Genomic DNA, 20,697 nt, shown 5'->3' with positions numbered 1-20,697 from the left:
GCGGTTTAATACTAAAGATTATTCATCATTTCGCTAAGTCTCTGATTAACTCAGCCCTGCTGGGTCGTTTTGCATAGCCTAGTCTAAACTCCAGTGAAAAATTTAGCTTATCAAACAAGTCAAACTATTTACAAGCTCAAGCAAAACTTGCTTTCTAATTATTTAATTGAGCAACTAAAACGTCCAGATATTGCTATGTCTCTTGTGTAGTTTTTGGGCGCTGGGTGCGCGAAGCGCACCATTGCTTGTGCCAGTTGCGTAAGTCCTGACTTTATTGCAATTTTATCTCTAGAATTCTGCCGTGTCTGGGCAAAAAATACTACATTTGTTTCATAGACATATAGAGGTCAATAAATCTTTTGACGCTTTGCCATCTTTGCTGTAGACCAACAAATTATTTGACCGTGGCGACATTTTATTTGTCAAATAGAGAAAGCGACAAATAATTTGTCGCTCTACTTATATATAACTGTCGCTGTACAGATAGGTTCAATAATATTGCGATCGCTTCATCAAAGGCTTTGCTTGCTACGATTGAATTTGTATAACTCTAGTGGTAAAAGCGGATTGTGACTGTAAAACCAGACTGGTTGCGGGTAAAAGCACCTGGGCGTGAGCGCATCGGTAACGTTAAAGACATTTTGCGGGATTTAGCCCTCAATACAGTTTGTGAGGAAGCCTCCTGTCCAAATATTGGTGAATGCTTCAATGCAGGTACTGCCACGTTTTTGATTATGGGCCCGGCTTGTACACGCGCTTGTCCCTACTGTGATATTGATTTTGAGAAAAAACCCAAACCATTAGACCCGACAGAACCTCCACGACTGGCGGAAGCTGTTCGCCGCATGAACCTTAATCATGTAATCATCACTTCTGTAAACCGAGATGACTTGTTTGATGGTGGTGCATCTCAGTTTATGGCGTGTATTGATGCGGTTCGCTCTGTTTCACCTAACACCACAATTGAAGTACTAATTCCTGACTTGTGCGGTAATTGGAATGCTCTAGAATTGATTATACAAGCTGCGCCAGAGGTATTAAACCACAATACCGAAACTGTCCCACGCTTGTACCGCCGGGTACGTCCCCAAGGAAACTACGATCGCACATTAGAATTATTGCAGCGCACTCGGCAACTTTCTCCTAGCACATACACCAAATCTGGGATCATGGTTGGACTTGGTGAAACTGATGCCGAAATCCGCCAAGTCATGCAAGATTTGCGAACTGTTGATTGCGATATTTTGACAATTGGGCAATATCTCCAACCCAGTCAAAAACATTTACTTGTAAATGAATTTATCAATCCAGAACAATTTGCTGCTTGGAAGGCATTCGGCGAAGAAATCGGATTTTTACAAGTTGTCTCTTCACCATTGACAAGAAGCTCATATCATGCAGAGCAAGTCAGGGAATTGATGGAACGTTATCCACGCAGCCAATTTTAGATTGCTAAAAGGATGGGGTGATTGGGTGATGGGGAGACTTGATTAATGACTAATTCAAAATCTGTAGCAATTCTGGGTGCAGGTGCTTGGGGTGCATCTCTAGCAAATCTCGCCATAGCAAATGGTCATCAAGTGCGCGTGTGGTCGCGTCAAGGTTCGCAAACTCTCCAAGCAGTGTTAGAAAATGCTCAAATAATCCTGTCTGCAATCTCAATGATTGGTGTCAGAGATGTTGCTTCCCAAGTCCAGTCTTTCCCCCTTTCTCCAGAGACAATTTTTGTGACGGCGACGAAAGGCTTAGATCCTCAAACCACCTGTACACCGTCGCAAATTTGGCAAACAGTATTTCCTGACCATGCAGTAGTTGTTTTGTCTGGGCCTAATTTATCTAAAGAAATTCAACTAGATTTACCAGCAGCAACAGTGGTAGCCAGTAATATTTCCACAGCTGCTGAAGTAGTGCAGTTAGTATTTTCTTCTCATCGTTTCCGGGTATATACCAATCCCGACCCCTTGGGGGTAGAGCTGGGGGGAACACTGAAAAATGTGATTGCGATCGCAGCTGGTGTATGCGATGGTTTACATCTAGGAACCAATGCCAAAGCTGCTTTAGTCACCCGCGGACTCACAGAAATGGTTCGCATCGGTAACGAGTGGGGTGCAAAGACGGAAACATTTTATGGATTATCGGGTCTTGGAGACTTGTTAGCAACCTGCAATAGTCCCTTAAGTCGCAATTATCAAGTCGGCTACCAGCTAGCTGGTGGTAAAACACTTCAAGAAACTCTTGCAAATTTACAAGGAACTGCTGAAGGAGTGAACACTTGTCAGGTTTTGATGCAACGAGCCAAGCAACAAAACATTCCTGTTCCAATTACTGAGCAAGTTTATCGGTTACTTCAGGGTGAAGTCACACCCCAACAAGCACTTGATGAACTGATGCTGCGAGATATCAAGCCAGAGTACAACTACTAATAGTCCAACAAATTAATTTTCCAAGGTTTGTAGTGAGCGATTTATCGCTCAATTTCAAGCACTGTTCGCGCAGCATTCCCGTAGGGTAGTGCTTACTACAAACTTTTACAACCCATTATTGAAATTGAGAGGTTAACACGACAAGGGGACAAGAAGAGAGTATTTAATAACTTCCCCGCATTTTCTATCTCCGTATCGATGGAGTTTTTGTAGTTAACACTAATCACTTCCCCGATATCTATTAGTTCTACTTATACCTGAATAATCCTGAGAAAAAATTGCTAAATCGTCAGGATATTAGTTTTGTAGCCATGTAAATGTGACTATGCCAATTATAAAGATGACATTCACTGAAGGATATTTATACTGTGTTACAAAAGTTACCATTAAAAACCGTCAAGGTTGAAATGTTAACTAAGTAGTTGAAATATTGAAAGCCTAGCTGCCAATTTGAATAGCTATTGGTTAAATCAAAAATTTAGCAGCCAATTAAGTTCAGTAATCCTGTATCCAATAAAACCATTACAGTTAATTTCTAAAAAAATTGTAATGGAACCTTCAACTATGTTAGTTCATCGTGAATCACGGGAACAATAGCAACAGTTGAATAGCTGACCGTAATCTAAGCTGACCGAAATCTATTGTTACCTGGAGCCATTGAGACGATCTTTATGCCAGCAACATCTTTTTATGCAGATGCCCCCTACAACACCAAAAAGTCCCGCCAGGCTTTGGACTCGGATCTCACGGTTGATGAAAGCGAGTTATCGGTAGATGATTTACATGAGCTAGAGATAGCTTCTGTAGACAATGCTAACTTTGCTGCTAGCACCAACCGCCGGAGTACAGACCTAGTACGCCTATATCTTCAAGAAATTGGTCGGGTTCGCTTGTTGGGGCGAGATGAAGAGGTTTCAGAAGCTCAAAAAGTCCAACGTTACTTGCGGATGCGGATAGTGCTTGCTAACGCCGCAAAGCTTGGAGATGAAGTGATTACGCCTTATCTGAGGTTAATTGAAGTTCAAGAACGTTTGACCTCAGAACTAGGACATCGCCCGTCTTTAGAAAGGTGGGCTGCTACTGCTGACATAATTTTATCCGATCTGAGACCGACTTTGGCAGATGGCAAACGTCGCTGGGCAGAAATTGCCAAGTTGACGGTAGAAGAGTTGGAGCAAGTTCAGTCCCAAGGATTGCAAGCAAAAGAACACATGATTAAGGCTAACCTTCGCCTGGTTGTGTCTGTTGCTAAGAAGTATCAAAATCGTGGTTTGGAATTGTTGGATTTAGTCCAAGAAGGCACACTAGGTTTGGAGCGGGCTGTAGAAAAATTTGACCCCACTAAGGGTTATCGCTTCAGTACTTATGCTTACTGGTGGATTCGTCAGGGAATTACACGAGCGATCGCAACTTCTAGTCGCACCATCCGCCTCCCTGTCCATATTACCGAAAAGTTAAACAAAATCAAAAAGGCCCAACGCAAAATTGCTCAAGAAAAAGGTCGCACCCCAACTCTAGAAGATTTAGCAACTGAGTTAGAGATGACACCGACCCAAGTCCGAGAAGTTTTGTTACGGGTTCCTCGCTCCGTTTCTTTAGAAACTAAAGTTGGCAAGGATAAAGACACTGAGTTAGGCGAATTACTCGAAACTGACTGTGTAACCCCAGAAGAAATGTTAATGCGAGAATCTTTACAAAGAGACTTGCATCATCTTCTATCAGATTTGACTAGCCGAGAACGCGATGTAATTTTGATGCGGTTTGGTTTGGCTGATGGTCATCCTTACTCTTTAGCAGAAATTGGTCGCGCTCTTGACTTATCGCGCGAACGAGTTCGACAAATAGAATCCAAGGCTTTGCAAAAGCTACGCCAACCCAAGCGTCGCAACCTTATCCGCGACTATTTGGAGTCTCTAAGTTAGTCAATGTTTAAGAGTCATTTGTCATTAGTCATTTGTCATTAGAAAACTACAATTGACAAATGACTAGGGACAAAAGACTGAGTTTATCCCAGGTTAAAAGCCTTTTAAAGGCTTATAGCAAATAATTTGCATTTAGTTACATGAGAGTTTCCCCAAAGCTTTGTTCAGATATCTTGAAGGTGGGGATCGATTAAACAATTCAAAATTAACTCACGCAAAATTTAAAGTCAAGGGATGCAATCGTTACAAGTATCCTAACTTATTCGCTGTATGCAAATTAAATGCACTACAGCTTATTACTTGAATTTTGATCGAGATTTGATGAATTGTTTTTAAATATTTAGTAAGAATTCTCAATAGGCAATGATTGTTGCAAATTGCTCCTAAGATTTGTTATATTCTCAATTAACGAGCTTTGTTGAGAAATACTAGTATGACTGTCTACACAACTACTTCACTCAAGGCAGAACTGAACGAACGAGGCTGGCGATTAACTCCCCAGCGCGAAACGATTTTACACATTTTTCAAGAACTTCCGCAAGGTGAACATCTGAGTGCGGAGGATCTTTATCATCGGCTAGAAACTGATGGTGAAGGGAAAGGGATCAGTTTGTCAACTATTTATCGGACTTTGAAGTTGATGGCCAGGATGGGACTTTTACGGGAATTAGAATTGGGCGAGGGACATAAGCATTATGAGATCAACCAGCCCTATCCCCATCATCACCATCACTTAATTTGTGTTAGATGCAACTCAACTATTGAGTTTAAAAATGACTCAATTTTAAAAATTGGATCGAAAACTGCTCAAAAAGAAGGTTTTCACCTGCTTGATTGTCAAATGACAATCCATGCAGTGTGTCCCAAGTGCCAACGGGCGCTGATGCCGCTTTAGCACTTTTAGCACTTGGGTAGATAAAAAGACGAAACTACTCAAATTAACCAAATAAGTGGAATTTTGAGCAGTGCGTAATTTGCTGTTACTAGAGGCTAGAAACGAGTTGGGGACTGATACTAACAACACCAAAGCGGATGTTAAAAGCGTCCGCTCTTAAGATCCTTGAGGCTAATGCCGTAGAATTCTTGAGCTTGTTTAATCGCTTTTTTGGTGTCATCTGCCATCACACCGTTCAGCTTGCCTTTATAAAAACCCCGCTCTCGTAGTCGCGTTTGGATTTCTAGGGTATTAAATTCGCTTTTGCTAGCAGTATTAACTGAGCTATATAACTTAGCTCGCGTAGTTGGGCCAGCAACGCCACTTGCCGTCAAGAAATTAGCTGCCTGAAATCTGCGTACAGCATCAGCAGTATAGGGGCCATAGTAGCCGTTTGGCTCTCCCTCTAAATATCCTGCCTGGATCAATTGTTCTTGGATAACTCTAACTGGCTCACCGCGATCGCCTACACGGAGTTTATCTCGGTTGACTACCTTTTTGGGAGCCGCCTCTTCTCCATCACCGATGCCAACTCCTGGCAATTTACCTAATGTTGCTGGGCCAGCAATTCCATCCACACTTAATTTATAAGCATCTTGGAACCGCTTCACAGATTCTTCAGTAATTGGGCCAAATATCCCCGTGGCGTTCCCGTAATAAAAGCCTGCGACTCTTAAGCGTTCTTGCAAAACCCTGACATTTTCACCTTCATCCCCCTTCGCCAGGTAGTTGGGATTACGGCGCTGGGTAGTTGCTGAACTAGTTGCTGAACTAGTAGGGCTGGGCTTTTTGGCTTGTTGTGTACTTACAACAGTGGCTTTTTTCGCTTGTGTAGTCGTAGTACTAGGCTTTTTAGCTTGCCAGCTTTCTAATTTTTGCAGGGTGCTCGATCCAACAATGCCATCCACTGGTAAACCAGCAGCCTTTTGGAAGCGCCGCACAGCTTCTTGTGTGGATACGTCATATACTTGGCTAACAGAAGCTTGGTAGAAACCTGCTGTTTTCAACTTTTGTTGGAGATTCCTGACAGAAGGGCCTTGATCGCCTTTTTCCAGTGCCATGACACTGCTGACAGCGCCAAGAATAGATAAGGACAGAGCAAGGGGCAACATATACTTCCAAGCCCTACCAGAAAGCCTTTTCCAGTCTGGTGCAGCTGCTTTGTTAAACAAAGAACTGAGGGATACCAATTCACTGGGTGTACTGTCTTCGTAGGCGAAAGCTAGGTGCAAATACGCAAGATTTTCCATATTTGTTTCCTACACCATTGATTTTTCTTCGATCACTGCTTCAGCTTGATGTACTAGGTTCCTCAAAGCTTCTAATGTTCCTATATTTACATCCTCCCACAAATCGCGCTTGTGTGCTTCTAATAATTTTTCTGCAATATCGCGCAGTGCATAAGGGTTCTTTTCCTGAATAAATTCCGAGACTACTGGATCGAGCAAGTAAGCCTCTACTATGCCTTGATACATATAATCTTCGACACATTTAGCTGTAGCATCGTAGGCGAATAAAAAATCTACTGTCGCCGCCATTTCAAAAGCACCTTTGTAACCGTGGCGCATTACTCCGGTAATCCACTTGGGATTAACTACGCGAGAACGATACACCCGTGAAATTTCTTCTTTGAGTTGGCGGACTCGTGGTTGGGCGGGTATGGAATTATCACCAAAATAAGTTTGAGGGTTTTTTCCTTGTAGAGAACGCACCGCAGCTGTTAAGCCACCCTGAAATTGGTAATAATCATCAGAATCAAGTAAGTCGTGTTCGCGGTTATCTTGATTATGCAGGACAACTTGCATTTGAGATAAGCGTTGCTTGAAAGCTTCGGGATTGGAGATCGGGGACTGGGGACTGGGGACTGGGGATTGGGGACTGGGGATTGGGGATTGATTATTTCCCCCCTGCTCCCTGCTCCTTGCTCCCTGCTCCTCTGCTCCTGTTCCTGATGAGTAGGCGTAAGAACTCCAGTTAATGTAGGCGCGGGCTAAATCTTGATCGTCTGTCCAGTTTTGCGATTCAATTAAACCTTGGAGTCCTGCACCGTAAGCACCTGGGCGAGAACCAAAGATGCGATAGCGCGATCGCACCACGGCTTCTTGTATAGTTAATCCTTGGCTTGTCCACAATTCAGTCTCTTGACGAACTGCATTTGCTAAGGGATTTTGTTCTGGCGGTTCATCTAAATCTGCTACTGCTGATACAGCTTGATCGAATAAGTCAATTAAGTTAGGAAAAGCATCGCGGAAGAATCCCGAAATTCGTAAGGTGACATCTACACGGGGCCGTCCCAAAATTGCTAGGGGCAAAATTTCAAAATCCACTACTCGCCGCGCTGCACCATCCCATACAGGCTGGACTCCGAGTAAAGCTAAGGCTTCGGCAATATCATCACCGCCTGTTCTCATTGTGGCTGTTCCCCACAATGATAAACCTAGTGTTTTGGGATATTCACCATGCTCTTGAGTGTAATATTCAACCAGAGTTTCAGCAGCTTTTCTCCCGATATCCCAAGCTGTCTCTGTGGGAATGGCGCGAATATCGACAGAATAAAAGTTTCTCCCTGTTGGTAGAACTTCTGGGCGGCCGCGTGTGGGTGCGCCAGATGGGGCACTTGGAACGTAACCCCCATCAAGTCCGTGTAATAAATGGGTAATTTCTCGATCGGTTTGTTGTAAAGCTGGAAGCAGGCGATCGCTTATCCAGGTACAGACGCGATTCATCGCGTCTGTACAAGAATCCTGAATTCTGAATTCTGAATCCTGATTTATGAGTTGTTCTACTAAAAGGGCGGCGTGTTCTTCTAGGACTTCGACAATATCGCCGAGGGTGCGGCATTCTGTGCCATTGACTACTGAATATTCACCACTGGGCATTGAAAAATCGGCTGTGAGGGGATCGAAGTCTAGACCCCAATCTTGAGCTATAGCACGGGTAATACCTGAAGAATGGCGATTGGGTATGCGAGCGATCGCTACTATTAAATCCCTCAATTGCCGTCCTTGGGGACATTGCCCAAAAATATGCAAGCCATCGCGGATTTGGGCTTCTTTCAATTCACAAAGATAGCCACCGATGGAATTCAAAATTAAGGATGACGCTCCCGGACTCGCTAACGCTGCGCTAACAGACTGAAAAATTTCTGTTTCATTTTGGATTCCTAAATCTAGATGGAGATTTTCTTTGATTACCAGTTCGTGAATGCGATCGCGAATTACTGGCAAACGCGAAGGATCTAAACTGTCCGCTTCATAATACTCATCAATTAAATTTTCTAACTGTTGCAAAGAACCGTAGAGTTCAGCACGAGTCATTGGCGGCGTTAGGTGATCTATAATCACCGCTTGAGCGCGACGTTTGGCTTGGGAACCTTCACCAGGATCGTTGACAATAAACGGGTACAGGTGGGGAAGTGCGCCAAAAGCCACTTCTGGATAACAATTACTGGATAAAGCCACACTTTTACCGGGTAGCCATTCTAGATTTCCGTGTTTTCCTACATGAACTACAGCATCAGCACCAAAACATTCTCTAACCCAATAGTAGAAAGCTAAATAAGCATGAGTTGGTTCTAAATCCGGCGCATGATAATTCAAACTGGGGTCATTATCATAACCCCTTGGTGGCTGAATTCCCACAAAGATGTTGCCGAGTTGAATTCCAGAAATGGGAATTGGGAATTGGGCATTGGGAATTTTGCTACTACTAAACTCTTTCCCAGTCTCTAGTCCCCAGTCCCCAGTCCCCAGTCCCCACCTTTCACTAATACCTTGCTGAACTGCTGGCGGTAAAGAAGCAAAATATTCTTGGTATTCTTCCCAAGAAAGACTTTGGTGTACTGGAAGCGATTCTTGTCCTTCGGGATCGTTTGTTACGCCATCTGTCAGCCGTTGAATCAACTCATCTCCTTGAGCAGGGGGATTTTCGACTTCATAACCAGCTAGATGTAGAGCTTGGAGGATTTCTACACAACTAGCTGGGGTATCCAGTCCCACGCCGTTGGCAAGCCGTCCATTGCGGTTGGGGTAATTTGCCAAAATTAGGGCAATTCGCCGTTCTTGGGGTGGTTTGGAACGTAGACGCGCCCAGTTTGCTGCTAGTTTAGCAACGAACTCGATGCGATCGCTGACTGGTTCATAAATTACCACATCTGTTTCTAAATGGGGATTACGAGTTTGTACGGATTTAAAAGACACAGCACGAGTAATAATTCGCCCATCTACTTCTGGTAGCGCCACATTCATCCCAATATCGCGGGGAGAAAGCCCTTGAAACTGTGACTCCCACTGCTCAATCGAGCCGCCACTGAGGATTACCTGCAACACAGGTACATTTAATTTTTCCCATAGTTCAGTTTGGGGTGTTTCGCTTTCCAACCGTGCTAAAGAAAAACTAGTGGTATTCAGCAGTACAGCTATTGATTCAGCTTCTTTGGGTTGGAAAAATTCACTCAACTCCGCTTGGACATCGGGTTCACGCAATGAGGAAACAAACACTGGCACTGGTTGTAAATTTTTCTGTACCAAGGCTTCACATAAAGCATCAATTACTTTAGTGTTTCCCGCTAAATAATGAGCGCGGTAGAAAAGGATGCCGATTTTGGGGATTGGGAATTGGAAGCCCTGACGTTTTGAGGTAGATGAACGGAGTTCCGAAGTGGATTCATCCACCTCAAATTCTCCCCTGCTCCCCTGCTCCCCTGCCTCCCCTGCCTCCCCTGCTTCCCCTGCTTCCCCTGCCTCTCCTACTTCCCCTACTTCCCCTGCCCCCCCTGCCTCCCCTACCCCTCTACCCCTCTGCCCCCCGATCCCCCATTCATACAATCCCACACGTGGAATCGGGCGGGGTGGCGGGGGATTGTATGCTGTTAACAGGCAAGTATCAGAAATAAATTGCAGAGCATTAACGAAATTTTCTCCGCCGCCTTCACTAAAATACTGCCATACCTGGTTAGCAACACCTAAAGGCACAGTAGACTGAGAAATTAAGTCGGGATCAAAAGCATCGTCCCCTGGCATTACAATGAGAGTTCTACCATTACGTTGCACAATTTCTTGGACTACTTCTAAGCCATAACCCCAGTAAGAACGCCCTCCTAATAGGCGCAAAATAATTACCTGGGCAAGTTCTAAAACTTGCTCCCCATAAGTATCTATGCTTAATTGTTGTTGTAATTGCAATAGATTGGCGACTCTTAATGCAGGAAAATGTGGAGGTAATTTTAAAACCGCAACTGCTAAAGTTTGAATGTCAGTATCCGCAGCCGTAATTAACACCAAAGGCGCTGGAGTTTGCTCTAAAAAAATTAAACCCTCTGACTGATTCCATCCACCCGATGTGCTACTTATACGATGCATAATGTTTGATTACCGTCTTAAACTATTGGTTATTACACAATCAAAACAAACTTTTTATTCCCTGCATTTGTCCCCTCTTACCAGTAATGATTAAAAATGCTTAGTTCTCCTGATTTGAGCTTTTCTCGAACCTTGCCTATTGTTGTATTTAATCAGCTTGGCGAATTGTTGGAGCAGATGGCTCAAACAGTAGAAAGTGCCACTCTGGTACTGACCGAAAGTGTATTGGCGAGGATTTGCATATCGGTGGAGTGGCAAAGGCAAAGGTTTACGTTGGTGGTTTCCGAGCAGTTTAGTGCGCTTTTGTTAGGAAATTTTGAGTCAGGGGAACAAGGGAACACGGGAGCAGGGGAGCAAGGAATTGATTCGGCACTCAGTGCTAGATTGACATTTAATTTAGAGGCGATCGCTTCCTTTATCGGCGAATTGAGAGACTTGTTTGAGTGCGATTCCTCTACTTATCAAAATCTCGAATGCTATCGCCAAATTATTGGCCCCAATGATGCTTCCCTCCAAAGTAAGTTCTCGCTGTTGTTATTAGAATATCTCCTAACTCAGCCAAACCAAGAAATAATAGCACCTCCAAGCCCAATTGGGCCGGCAGTTTATATCTGTCAGCCAGTGGAAGATGCCTTAAAAAAACAGGTTTCCCAAGAACGGTTGTTGAATCAGGTAACAACGCAGATCCGCAAAAGCCTGGATTTGCCAGTGATTATGGCAACGGCAATTACACAGGTGCGTGAGTTTCTAGAATTAGACCGATTAGTAATCTATAAATTTGAAGGTTCCAAGGTCAAGACTCAACAATACCAGTCTTCTCCAGATGATGGTAACGGTAAGCGCTCAACTTCTATTTCAGTAAATAATCAATCTCTACTAAAAGACTTCCAAGAGTATGGGGGTTATATTGTCTATGAAGCCCGTGCTACAAATGCCATCATATCTGTATTGAATTATACAGAAAGGAATTGCTTTATGCGAACCTCTCAATGTTGGGAGAAGTATCGTCAAGGCTTTACCTTAGCTGTGGATGATGTCGAAAAAACTTATGCTCTAGAAGAGTGTTTATTGAATTTTTTAAGGGAAAGCCAAGTTCGGGCCAAGTTGGCAGCACCGATTATATTTGAGGATAAATTGTGGGGTTTGCTGATTGCTCATCAGTGCAATCAGCAACGCCAGTGGACTGAGAGTGAAAAAAACTTGCTGACTTCGATCGCCGAACAATTAGCGATCGCCATTTACCAAGCTGAGTTAATGCAAACCCTCACCCAAGAAAAACAAACTCTCGAACAACGAGTTATTGAACGCACAATCGGACTACGTGATGCTCTCCTCGCCGCCGAAGCTGCTAGCCGGATCAGAAGTGAATTTCTCGCTACTATCAGTCACGAATTGCTCACGCCTTTAACTTATGTGATTGGGATGTCGTCTACTTTGTTACGCTGGCCTTTGGGTGAATTGAGTCAACGACAACGCGACTATCTGCAAACAATCCACGATAGTGGAGAACATTTATTAGAAATGATTAATGACATCCTCGATTTATCGCAAATCGAGGCTGGGAAGACAGCTTTAAATATTTCAGAATTTTCTTTGGTGAGTGTTGCCGAAAATGCTGTAAAGTCGTTACAAAAAAAAGCAACAAGCGAACAAATTAATCTTAACCTTGATTTGCAAATCGATCCCAGGCGCGATCGCTTTACCGCCGATGCAGAACGAATAGCCCAAATTCTCTCAAATCTGTTAACTAATGCGATTAAATTTACCCCCGAAAGTGGTAGCGTTACCTTACGCCTTTGGGTAGAAGATGATACTGCTATTTTTCAAGTGGAAGATACCGGGATTGGTATCCGCGAAGAACAGTTACCATTAATCTTTGAAAAGTTTCAGCAACTAGATACACCCTACCGCCGCCGCTACGAAGGTACTGGACTGGGATTAGCTTTAACTAAACAACTTGTAGAACTCCATCGGGGTCGAATTGAAGTAGAATCAACTATCAGTATTGGCTCAATTTTTACTGTATGGATACCAACTCAGGCAATGAGAGGGCTGAGTTAGAAATCTGCTTATCAAACCAGAATTCAGGAGTCAAAATTCTTCTTCAATTTCGCATTTTCTCCACACAAATTAAAAAGTAAAAAGAGAATCCCGGAAATCAATTTCCGGGATTCAACAAGGACACCTTGTTTCTTGCACTGCGTGTCTCATAGACGCAAGGCGGCTTCTCGGAGAGTAACAAATCTTACCTTCTAACTTTTGCCTTGTTTGCTGAAAGGAATAACTTGATTTAGGGAACTCTAGCTATTAGGCTATGAATTGGGAACTAAGTTATGAAAGCTACCTATACTTGTTCAAATTTGGTGAATAGAATCTTGACAATTGGAATGATGCTACCTTTAGGGGCAATACTTTTGGGGAACAAATCTACTAACGCTCAGGTAACTCCTGATAGTACCCTTAATACTAGTGTCTCCCAAAATGGCAATAACTTCACCATCACCAACGGTAATCGAGTTGGCAACAACCTCTTCCACAGCTTCAGCCAATTCTCAGTTCCCAACAACGGCTCGGCTTTCTTCAATAATGCCGCAGATGTGCAAAATATCTTCAGTCGTGTAACCGGGGGTAATGTTTCCCATATTGATGGTTTAATTCAGGCGAATGGTAGCGCTAATCTGTTTCTGATCAATCCTAATGGTATAGTTTTCAGCGCCAATGCCAAACTTAATATTGGCGGCTCGTTTATTGGGACAACTGCTGAGAGCATTAAATTTAGTAATGGTGCTGAGTTTAGCACCATTAATCCTCAAGCTCCTCCATTATTGACTATCAATGTTCCCATTGGCTTGCAAATGGGCAGCAATCCTGCACCGATAACCGTTCAAGGTACAGGACACTCCTTAAGCGCAACCAGTGGAATGACTCTGGCTCCCTTGGTTCGGATTCCCAGTTCTACAAAACTGCAAGTACAGCCTGGAAACACGATCGCTTTAGTGGGTGGCGACCTACATCTAAATGGAGCAACCTTGAGCGCCGACCAAGGACAACTAGAATTAGGCAGTCTGAGCGGTGCAGGACTTGTCAGCCTCACACCAAACCAAAGAGGCTACACACTAGGGTATGGAGATATACAACACTTTGGCGATATTCAGCTAGCAAAGCGATCGCTATTAGATGTGAGTGGGATCAATGCCGGTTCCGTTCAAATTCAGGGTGAACGAATTCAATTTACTGATGGATCTCTGGTACTGGCACAAAATCTTGGTAATCTCCCCGGTGGTGACATTCACCTCCAGGCGACAAAGGCGATTAATCTAATAGGCACAACACCCAATGCCATGATTCGAACCGGGATTCGCGATGAAGCTTTTGGTCGGGGAGCTGGTGGAAACATTAGCGTTATCACTCCCAGTTTAACCCTCACTCAGGGAGCAGGTTTGAATAGCTCAACATTGGGATTGGCTCCTAGTGGCAATATTCAAATTGAGGCCATGGCAATTGATTTATCTGGCTTTTCACCTATTAATCCCAGTGTTGTCACCAACCTTAACACTACTACCTTAAGTACGGGAAATGCCGGCGATGTGACAATCAATGGTAATAGTCTACTAATATCAAGTGGTGCTTCCCTATCTTCGAGTACATTTGGCAGTGGGTCTAGCGGTAAAGTCACGATTCGCAACACTAGTACAACGGTGACGGGAGAAAGCCCTTCAGAACTTTATAGTAATATCGGTATAATTACATTTGCCACTGGAAATTCAAAAACCTTAACGTTGAATACCGCCAACTTGCAAATTCTGGATGGGGGAGCAGTTGCTGCCACCGCATTTTTTATCGGTAATGGGGGAGATTTAAGCATTAATGCCAGCGAATCGATTACAGTTAGCGATCGCGGCACAAATAACAGCAGCATTAATGCATCTACCATTCGACCTGACCCTCGATTGCGGGAGCGATTCGGTCTGCCAAATATACTGATGGCTAATGCAGGTAGTGTGAATATTACCACCCCAAAGTTGACCTTGACCAATGGCGGAACGGTCAGTGTCACTAGTCAAGGCAGTGGAAACGGTGGCAGTCTGAAGATCGATGCAGGTACGATCCGATTAAATCATCAAGGGTTTATTCAAGCCCAAACAGAATCTGGTAATGGTGGCAATATTAGTTTACAAACCACAAAACTGTTGTTTCTCCGAGACAATAGCCTGATTAGCTCAACAGCCGGTGGTAATGGTAATGGGGGTAATATCAACATCAATGCACCCATCATTGTCGGATTAGAAAACAGCGATATTGTTGCTAATGCAGTGCGAGGTCGTGGTGGTAATATTCAAATCACGACCCAAGGCATTTTTGGTCTGAAATTTCGCGACCAACTTACACCAGACAATGATATTACAGCAAGTTCACAGTTGGGTGTGAATGGGAATGTGCAAGTTAATACTATTGGTGTCGCTCCAAATTCTGGCTTAGTAGAACTGCCGGCGAATATCACCGATCCATCGCAGCAAATAGCCAGTGATTGTTCTGTAAACCAAGGCAGCCGCTTTGTGGCAACGGGACGGGGTGGCGTGCCACAAAATCCCAATCGAGATGTGACGAGCGATCGCACTTGGTCTGATACCCGCGACATCTCAGTATACCGCAAAACAAGTCAGGTAACTGCCCAGATCCCAGCATCTCCAGAAGTCATTATCCAAGCTACTGGTTGGCAACTTAATACACAGGGTCAAGTTGAATTGATTGCACAGAAAGCTCCCGTTCGGGTGCAACAAACATTAACCTGTGCTGCTCTTCCCAAGAGTTAATTTTTTACCGTAAATAAAAGGGTTTAAGACCCCTACATCTACAGATAGCCCCAGTTTCAATCGGGGTTGAAATCCCCGCCTGAATTGACTTTTCACCCAGTCCCCAGTCCCCAGTCCCTTGCTATAGAACCCATTTGATATCTCTAAGAAGCTGCGAGTCTCTTAAGCATGAGCCTAACAAAACAAAGATTGAGCTTGGTCGTGGCATTCGATAGTGTTCGCTCAAAGTTCTTGACCAGGATCTTACAGCGCCCCATCCAAGCATTCGACGACCGCTCAATTACCCACCTGGCTACTGCTGGGACAAATCCTGACTTGCCTTGCGCTGCCTTTTCTTGGGTGGAAGGCTTGGTCGAGCGCTCAAACTTAATCTTCCGCATGATCTGCGGGTATACCTTTTCTAGTTCCTGTGTCAGATGTTCTGGATGATAACTCTGGTCGAGTAGGATGGTAATTTTAGGAATGTTCATTGGTTTTGACCGGAAATAACTGATGTTTTCCCTCAACATCTCCAGCAAGCCAGCATCATCGGAAACATTGGCTTTCGTGCAGTGTGTAAAGAAGGGTAATACCAATAATCATGGTGCTTTGATTGGGGATTAGATCCCTTAGCGTACGATTTTTTACCGAAGAAAGGCAGAGGGCAGTTCTTGCTGAAGGCAGAAGGGAATACTGCTTCCAGCCCTCTCGTGACAATCATGGAACAAGGGTTTAAAGCCCCTCTGTCTACACAGCGCCGACAATTGGTTGGGGTCTGAATCCCCATTCAATTGTTCCTTCTGCCCTCTGCCCTCAGCATAGCTGCCTTCTTCAAAAATTCTCGCGTGACCCCTAGTTGTACTCTCCAGGAAGATCAGTTTTTCTAACAGTAATGCTGCCAACTTTCTTACCTGACATTCTCAATAATTCATCACCTGAAAATTCAAAACCAAGCTTTAGTGCTATTCGCGCAACATCATCTGCGGTTGGTGCTGCTAGCACCTCGTTTTTAAGTTCAGGTTCAGACTGCATTTTCTTTAAAAATGCTTCGATTTGCTCAAAAGCCATATTTAAAATTTGATCCTCGCTAGCTACTCGTAATATAAATAAAAACAGCAGTATATTCTTTAAGACTAGCAGCACAAGGGTATCAAGATTCGGGGGAAAGATGATTATCGCGACGCGCTGCTCTTCATTTATCAGAATCTTGCTTATAGAACCCATTTGAGATCTATACAGGATGGCAATCGAATTTGGCTGAACTACGAGCTAAGTTACAAATTTTATAGATTGATCGTCAGGATTTTTTTCTTGCTTTTTTTGTCGCTCAACACGACTGTATTGTAGGGTAATGTATCCGTTCCCAGAGGAATTGGCAGCTTAAAATTGGGGCTTTTATGATCGAGTTCGCCTAAATCAATGCTTTTCGTTATATCGCCATCTGTTGCAAGATTTGCGGTAAGTTCGCCTTTATAATCTTCAATTAAAAAGTCTCTAAAGAAAACGACTGCCCCACCCTCAGGATCTATACCAAGGATGACCGTACCACTGAAAGTTGTGCCTTTTCGTTCTTCATCAACCGTTGCCACTGTGATTTCCGAGGGGTCTTGACCGGACTTATCTGCCATAAACTTTTTTCTCTTGCGAATTCTCAACAATTGAAAATGATTTTACAAGAGCGCTATGGGCGATCGCAAAACTCTCAGGACGTATTTCTGCATCGGTCTTGCAAATGTATAGCCAAGTTACTTCTGGTTATACGCCTAATTGGAAGATTGAGTAGGGGCTGAAAGCGATCACGAAGCGTTGCTGCAAAGCAGATCGCATCGCAGAAACCTGATATAGAACCCATTTGACAAATGGGTTCTATAGTTCCCTAACGCTTGGACAGACCCATAATTAAGCTTGTTACTAGATACTCAAAGCTGTCATCATAGGAGCGGCGATCGCAAGGATTCTCAAGATTCAAGCAGTTTCTTTTTCACTGAAATTAGTAGCAAATAGCGTTACCAAGAATACCATTTCGGGAACCTTATATATACAGTATAAAAGGAAGCTGGACGATGAGTGTTACCTCTATTTGGTTTGGTTTAATTGTTGGAATACTGACAGGTGCAACATGGTCTAGCTTTACTAATGCTCAAGTGACTCCCGATAGCACCTTAAAAACTACACCCAAGCTGCGATCGCTGCTGCAACTAAATTCGAGGCTACAAGTTGGCATCGCAACACTGATGGCAAAATTGAATTAATTGCGGCGCAATCTGCTACACATGTACAGCCGCAGTTAACTTTTGCTGGGGTTTCCAAGAGTTAATTTGCCAAGAATTATCTAACAAACTGAAAGTAATCTAATACATAAATTATTAAATATTAATCTCGACAATTACTTATGTTTTTCCCAATCAAACAACGTCGGTGGCTCTATATCAATCTGAGTATTTTGAGCTTGTGTTTGACAATAACCATTACACCTGCTAAGGCATCTCTGCAAATACTGACAACTTCTACCTTGAATGTGTTGACATCCACTTCCCAGGCTAGCAATTGGCTAGAACAGGGACGGAATCTCTATCGTTCAGGACGCTTTGCAGAAGCAGTAACGATTTGGGAAAGGGCAGCACAACAGTACCAGGCTCAAGGCGATCGCCTGAACGAAGCCCTAAGCTTGAGTTACCTTTCACTGGCACAACAAGAACTTAATCAATGGGAAGCAGCTAGTCAATCTATTGAGCAAAGCTTGAAACTGTTGCAAACCTCTATTCCCTCTGCTGATGCAATTCTCTGGGCGCAGGCACTCAATACCCAAGCAAATTTGCAATTTCATTATGGCAAAGCCGAAATTGCCCTCGAAAATTGGCAACTAGCTCAAAAATATTATGAGCAAGCAGGCGACAAAATGGGTAGCTTGGGTAGTCAAATTAACCAGGCACAAGCTTTCCAAAGTTTGGGATTTTATCGCCGTTCTAAAGAGCAGTTGGAGACGCTAACTCAAAAGTTAAGAGCAATGCCAGATTCGGAAATTAAAGTTAGTGGACTGCGATCGCTTGGTTTAGCCCTACAAATGATTGGCGATGGTAAGAGTAAAGAGGTGTTAGAGGAAAGTTTGGCGATCGCTCGCCAAACTCAAACTACAACTCAGTTGAGTTCCATCCTACTAAGCTTAGGAAAAACCGCCGTTGATTTGCAAAATCCAGAAGCGGCATTGGATTACTTTCAACAAGCCCAACAGCTAACCACCAATCCAAGCGATCGCTTACAGGCGCGTTTAGCTCAGTTTAAGCTTTTCCTCGATTACGACAAACCTGAGTTGGCTACCCCACTCGCACCTCAACTACAACAACAACTTCGAGAACTACCCCCCAGTCACACTTCTCTCTATGCAGCGATCAATTTTGTTGCCACCCTGAACCGACGGTCAAATTCTGAGCAAATCGTACCATTGAAAGACCAGGCGCAACTCATGGCAGTTACAGTCAAGTCTGCACAACAGCTCCAAGACGCTCAAGCAGAGGCTCATGCGTTGTATCAGTGGGCAAAACTCTATCGTCGGACACAGCAATTATCACAAGCACAGCAGTTAAGTCAAAAATCCCTCGACATTGCGCGTCAACTCCAATCTGAGGATATTATTGCTCAATCTGCTTGGCAGGTGGGACAGTTGTATAAAGAACAAGGCGATCGCCAAGAAGCAATTACTGCTTATACGGAAGCGGTTAAAGCTTTAAAGTCAATTCGGGGGGATTTGGTTGCCGTCAACCCTGATGTTCAGTTCTCCTTCCGTGAAAGTGTGGAGCCTGTTTACCGCGAACTGGTAGGTTTACTTTTAGATCGGCAACCAAGTCAGGCAGCACTAATACAAGCCCGTGATTTAATTGAGGGTCTGCAAGTTGCAGAACTCGATAACTTTTTCCGGGAAGCTTGTTTAGATAAGTCTCAGCAGATTGACCAAGTTGACCCCAATGCAACTGTTATTTATCCGATTATTTTGCCAGATCGCCTGGCAATAATCCTTTCCAAAACTGGACAACCATTACGTTATTATGTGACACAAAAATCTAAAGTTGAAATCGAACAAACTTTAGACAAATTATTAGCTAGCTTCAATCCCGTCTCAGATTCCCAAGAGCGCGATCGCTTGTCCCAAGAAATTTATAGTTGGCTAATTCGTCCTGCCGAAATGGATCGAGCCTTCAAAGACACCCAAACACTAGTATTTGTTTTAGATGGGAGATTACGTAATATCCCTATAGCAGCCCTGTATGATGGGAAGCAATATCTGATTGAAAAGTATGCTGTTGCCCTCTCACCAGGAATGCAACTAATGGCTGCGCGATCGCTCCAGCAAAATCACATCAGTGCGATCGTTGGTGGCATCAGCGAATCTCGTAATGGCTTTAGCGCTTTACCTGCCGTGGAATCAGAAGTTAAGCAAATCTCCAAGACAGTGCCATCTTCGACGTTGTTAAATGAGCAATTCACCAGTCAAGCCCTTGCCAATCATGTCAAATCTAGTAGTGCAGGTATCGTCCATTTGGCAACCCACGGACAGTTTAGCTCCCGTCTTGAAGATACCTTCTTGCTAACTTGGGATGGAGAAGTCAATGTTAAGGAATTGTCTGAACTCCTCAAAAACCGGGGTAACGAGCCATCAAAAGCGATTGAGTTGCTAGTCTTGAGTGCCTGTGATACAGCAGCAGGAGACGATCGCGCCGTTCTGGGACTAGCAGGCTTGGCTGTCAAATCTGGTGCCCGCTCAACTATCGCCACTCTCTGGCCTGTGAAAGATAAAGCAGCCGAGATGCTGATGACAGACTTCTATGACCAACTGCGACAACCCAAAATCACTAAAGCCGAAGCACTGCGGCAAGCCCAAATCAACACGATCCGCCAAACTGATTTCCACGATCCTTTCTTTTGGTCTGCCTTCGTTTTGGTTGGTAACTGGCTGTGAAGGAGGCAGGGGGTATGAAACTGTTTATCCCGCATTTTCACAAGCTTGATGGGCAGAGGGGAGGGGAGCAGAGGAGCAGAGGGGCAGAGGGGCAGAGGGGCAGAGGGGCAGAGGGGAAAGAACTTGGTATTTTAACTCTCCTCTGCTCCCCCGCTCCCCTGCTCAAGCGCAGGCTTAATCGAAATGTGGTAAGAAACCCGGGTTTATATCTCAGTTTTGAGTCCTACATTTTGTACTTCACTTAAAAAGTAAACTGCTGTAAATCACGAGCCTCAATCTACCTCTTACTTATCTTGTTAACTACGTAATTA

At 43.9% G+C, this 20,697-nt stretch carries 13 protein-coding genes and 1 pseudogene; 10 read left to right on the top strand and 4 right to left on the bottom strand.

The annotated features are described in order from the left end of the window. Positions 1-93 precede the first annotated feature (93 nt). From V7K42_RS29035 to V7K42_RS27840, 5 genes and pseudogenes are all read left to right on the top strand, one after another. Positions 94-210: pseudogene (locus V7K42_RS29035) on the top strand (IS701 family transposase); the annotation flags it as partial. A 359-nt stretch (positions 211-569) separates the two neighbouring features. Further along, a complete protein-coding gene (gene lipA / locus V7K42_RS27855; protein WP_334920822.1) occupies positions 570-1,448 on the top strand; it encodes a lipoyl synthase in 879 nt (292 codons plus the stop codon). A gap of 45 nt (positions 1,449-1,493) precedes the next feature. Continuing rightward, positions 1,494-2,423: an NAD(P)H-dependent glycerol-3-phosphate dehydrogenase gene (locus V7K42_RS27850; protein WP_334920820.1), complete on the top strand. Its 930-nt coding sequence runs from the start codon at positions 1,494-1,496 to the stop codon at positions 2,421-2,423. Positions 2,424-3,094: 671 nt separating this feature from the next. Further along, positions 3,095-4,345, top strand: a complete 1,251-nt coding sequence (gene sigC / locus V7K42_RS27845; protein WP_094345983.1) for an RNA polymerase sigma factor SigC — start codon at positions 3,095-3,097, stop codon at positions 4,343-4,345. Positions 4,346-4,778: 433 nt separating this feature from the next. Next, the gene (locus tag V7K42_RS27840; RefSeq protein WP_094333151.1) at positions 4,779-5,240 is read left to right on the top strand and encodes a Fur family transcriptional regulator; all 462 of its coding nucleotides are present in this window, start codon (positions 4,779-4,781) and stop codon (positions 5,238-5,240) included. A gap of 140 nt (positions 5,241-5,380) precedes the next feature. On the opposite strand, the gene V7K42_RS27835 is transcribed toward V7K42_RS27840, so the two are convergent. Continuing rightward, entirely contained in the window at positions 5,381-6,529 is a 1,149-nt protein-coding gene (locus V7K42_RS27835) for a peptidoglycan-binding domain-containing protein (protein WP_334920817.1), read from the bottom strand. 9 nt (positions 6,530-6,538) lie between these two features. After that, positions 6,539-10,639: a cobaltochelatase subunit CobN gene (cobN, locus tag V7K42_RS27830; protein ID WP_334920816.1), complete on the bottom strand. Its 4,101-nt coding sequence runs from the start codon at positions 10,637-10,639 to the stop codon at positions 6,539-6,541. Between the two features lie 96 nt (positions 10,640-10,735). On the opposite strand from cobN, the gene V7K42_RS27825 reads away from it, so the two are divergent. From V7K42_RS27825 to V7K42_RS27815, 3 genes are all read left to right on the top strand, one after another. After that, positions 10,736-12,700 carry a GAF domain-containing sensor histidine kinase gene (locus V7K42_RS27825; RefSeq protein WP_334920814.1) on the top strand — a complete coding sequence of 655 codons (1,965 nt, stop codon included), beginning with the start codon at positions 10,736-10,738 and terminating at the stop codon, positions 12,698-12,700. A 272-nt stretch (positions 12,701-12,972) separates the two neighbouring features. After that, positions 12,973-15,453, top strand: coding sequence for an S-layer family protein (locus V7K42_RS27820; RefSeq protein ID WP_334920812.1), 2,481 nt, complete (start codon positions 12,973-12,975; stop codon positions 15,451-15,453). Between the two features lie 168 nt (positions 15,454-15,621). Continuing rightward, positions 15,622-15,882 carry a hypothetical protein gene (locus tag V7K42_RS27815; protein ID WP_334920810.1) on the top strand — a complete coding sequence of 87 codons (261 nt, stop codon included), beginning with the start codon at positions 15,622-15,624 and terminating at the stop codon, positions 15,880-15,882. Positions 15,883-16,284: 402 nt separating this feature from the next. Here the strand turns inward: V7K42_RS27815 and V7K42_RS27810 are convergent, their stop codons facing one another. Together V7K42_RS27810 and V7K42_RS27805 are read right to left on the bottom strand one after the other, a co-directional pair. Beyond that, complete coding sequence (locus V7K42_RS27810; RefSeq protein ID WP_334920808.1) at positions 16,285-16,656, bottom strand: Nif11-like leader peptide family natural product precursor; 372 nt, start codon at positions 16,654-16,656, stop codon at positions 16,285-16,287. 59 nt (positions 16,657-16,715) lie between these two features. Beyond that, on the bottom strand, positions 16,716-17,060 hold the full coding sequence (locus V7K42_RS27805; RefSeq protein WP_334920806.1) for a hypothetical protein: 345 nt from the start codon (positions 17,058-17,060) through the stop codon (positions 16,716-16,718). Between the two features lie 435 nt (positions 17,061-17,495). Between V7K42_RS27805 and V7K42_RS27800 the strand changes: the two genes are divergently transcribed. Together V7K42_RS27800 and V7K42_RS27795 are read left to right on the top strand one after the other, a co-directional pair. Continuing rightward, positions 17,496-17,684, top strand: a complete 189-nt coding sequence (locus V7K42_RS27800) for a hypothetical protein (RefSeq protein ID WP_334920805.1) — start codon at positions 17,496-17,498, stop codon at positions 17,682-17,684. A gap of 140 nt (positions 17,685-17,824) precedes the next feature. Next, on the top strand, positions 17,825-20,386 hold the full coding sequence (locus V7K42_RS27795) for a CHAT domain-containing protein (protein ID WP_334920803.1): 2,562 nt from the start codon (positions 17,825-17,827) through the stop codon (positions 20,384-20,386). The last annotated feature ends 311 nt before the right edge of the window (positions 20,387-20,697 follow it).

Origin of the sequence: Nostoc sp., assembly GCF_036917455.1 — a bacterium.
GTDB lineage: Bacteria > Cyanobacteriota > Cyanobacteriia > Cyanobacteriales > Nostocaceae > Nostoc.
Note: the sequence above shows the minus strand (reverse complement) of the source record. Positions and strands in the feature narration are given on the sequence as shown.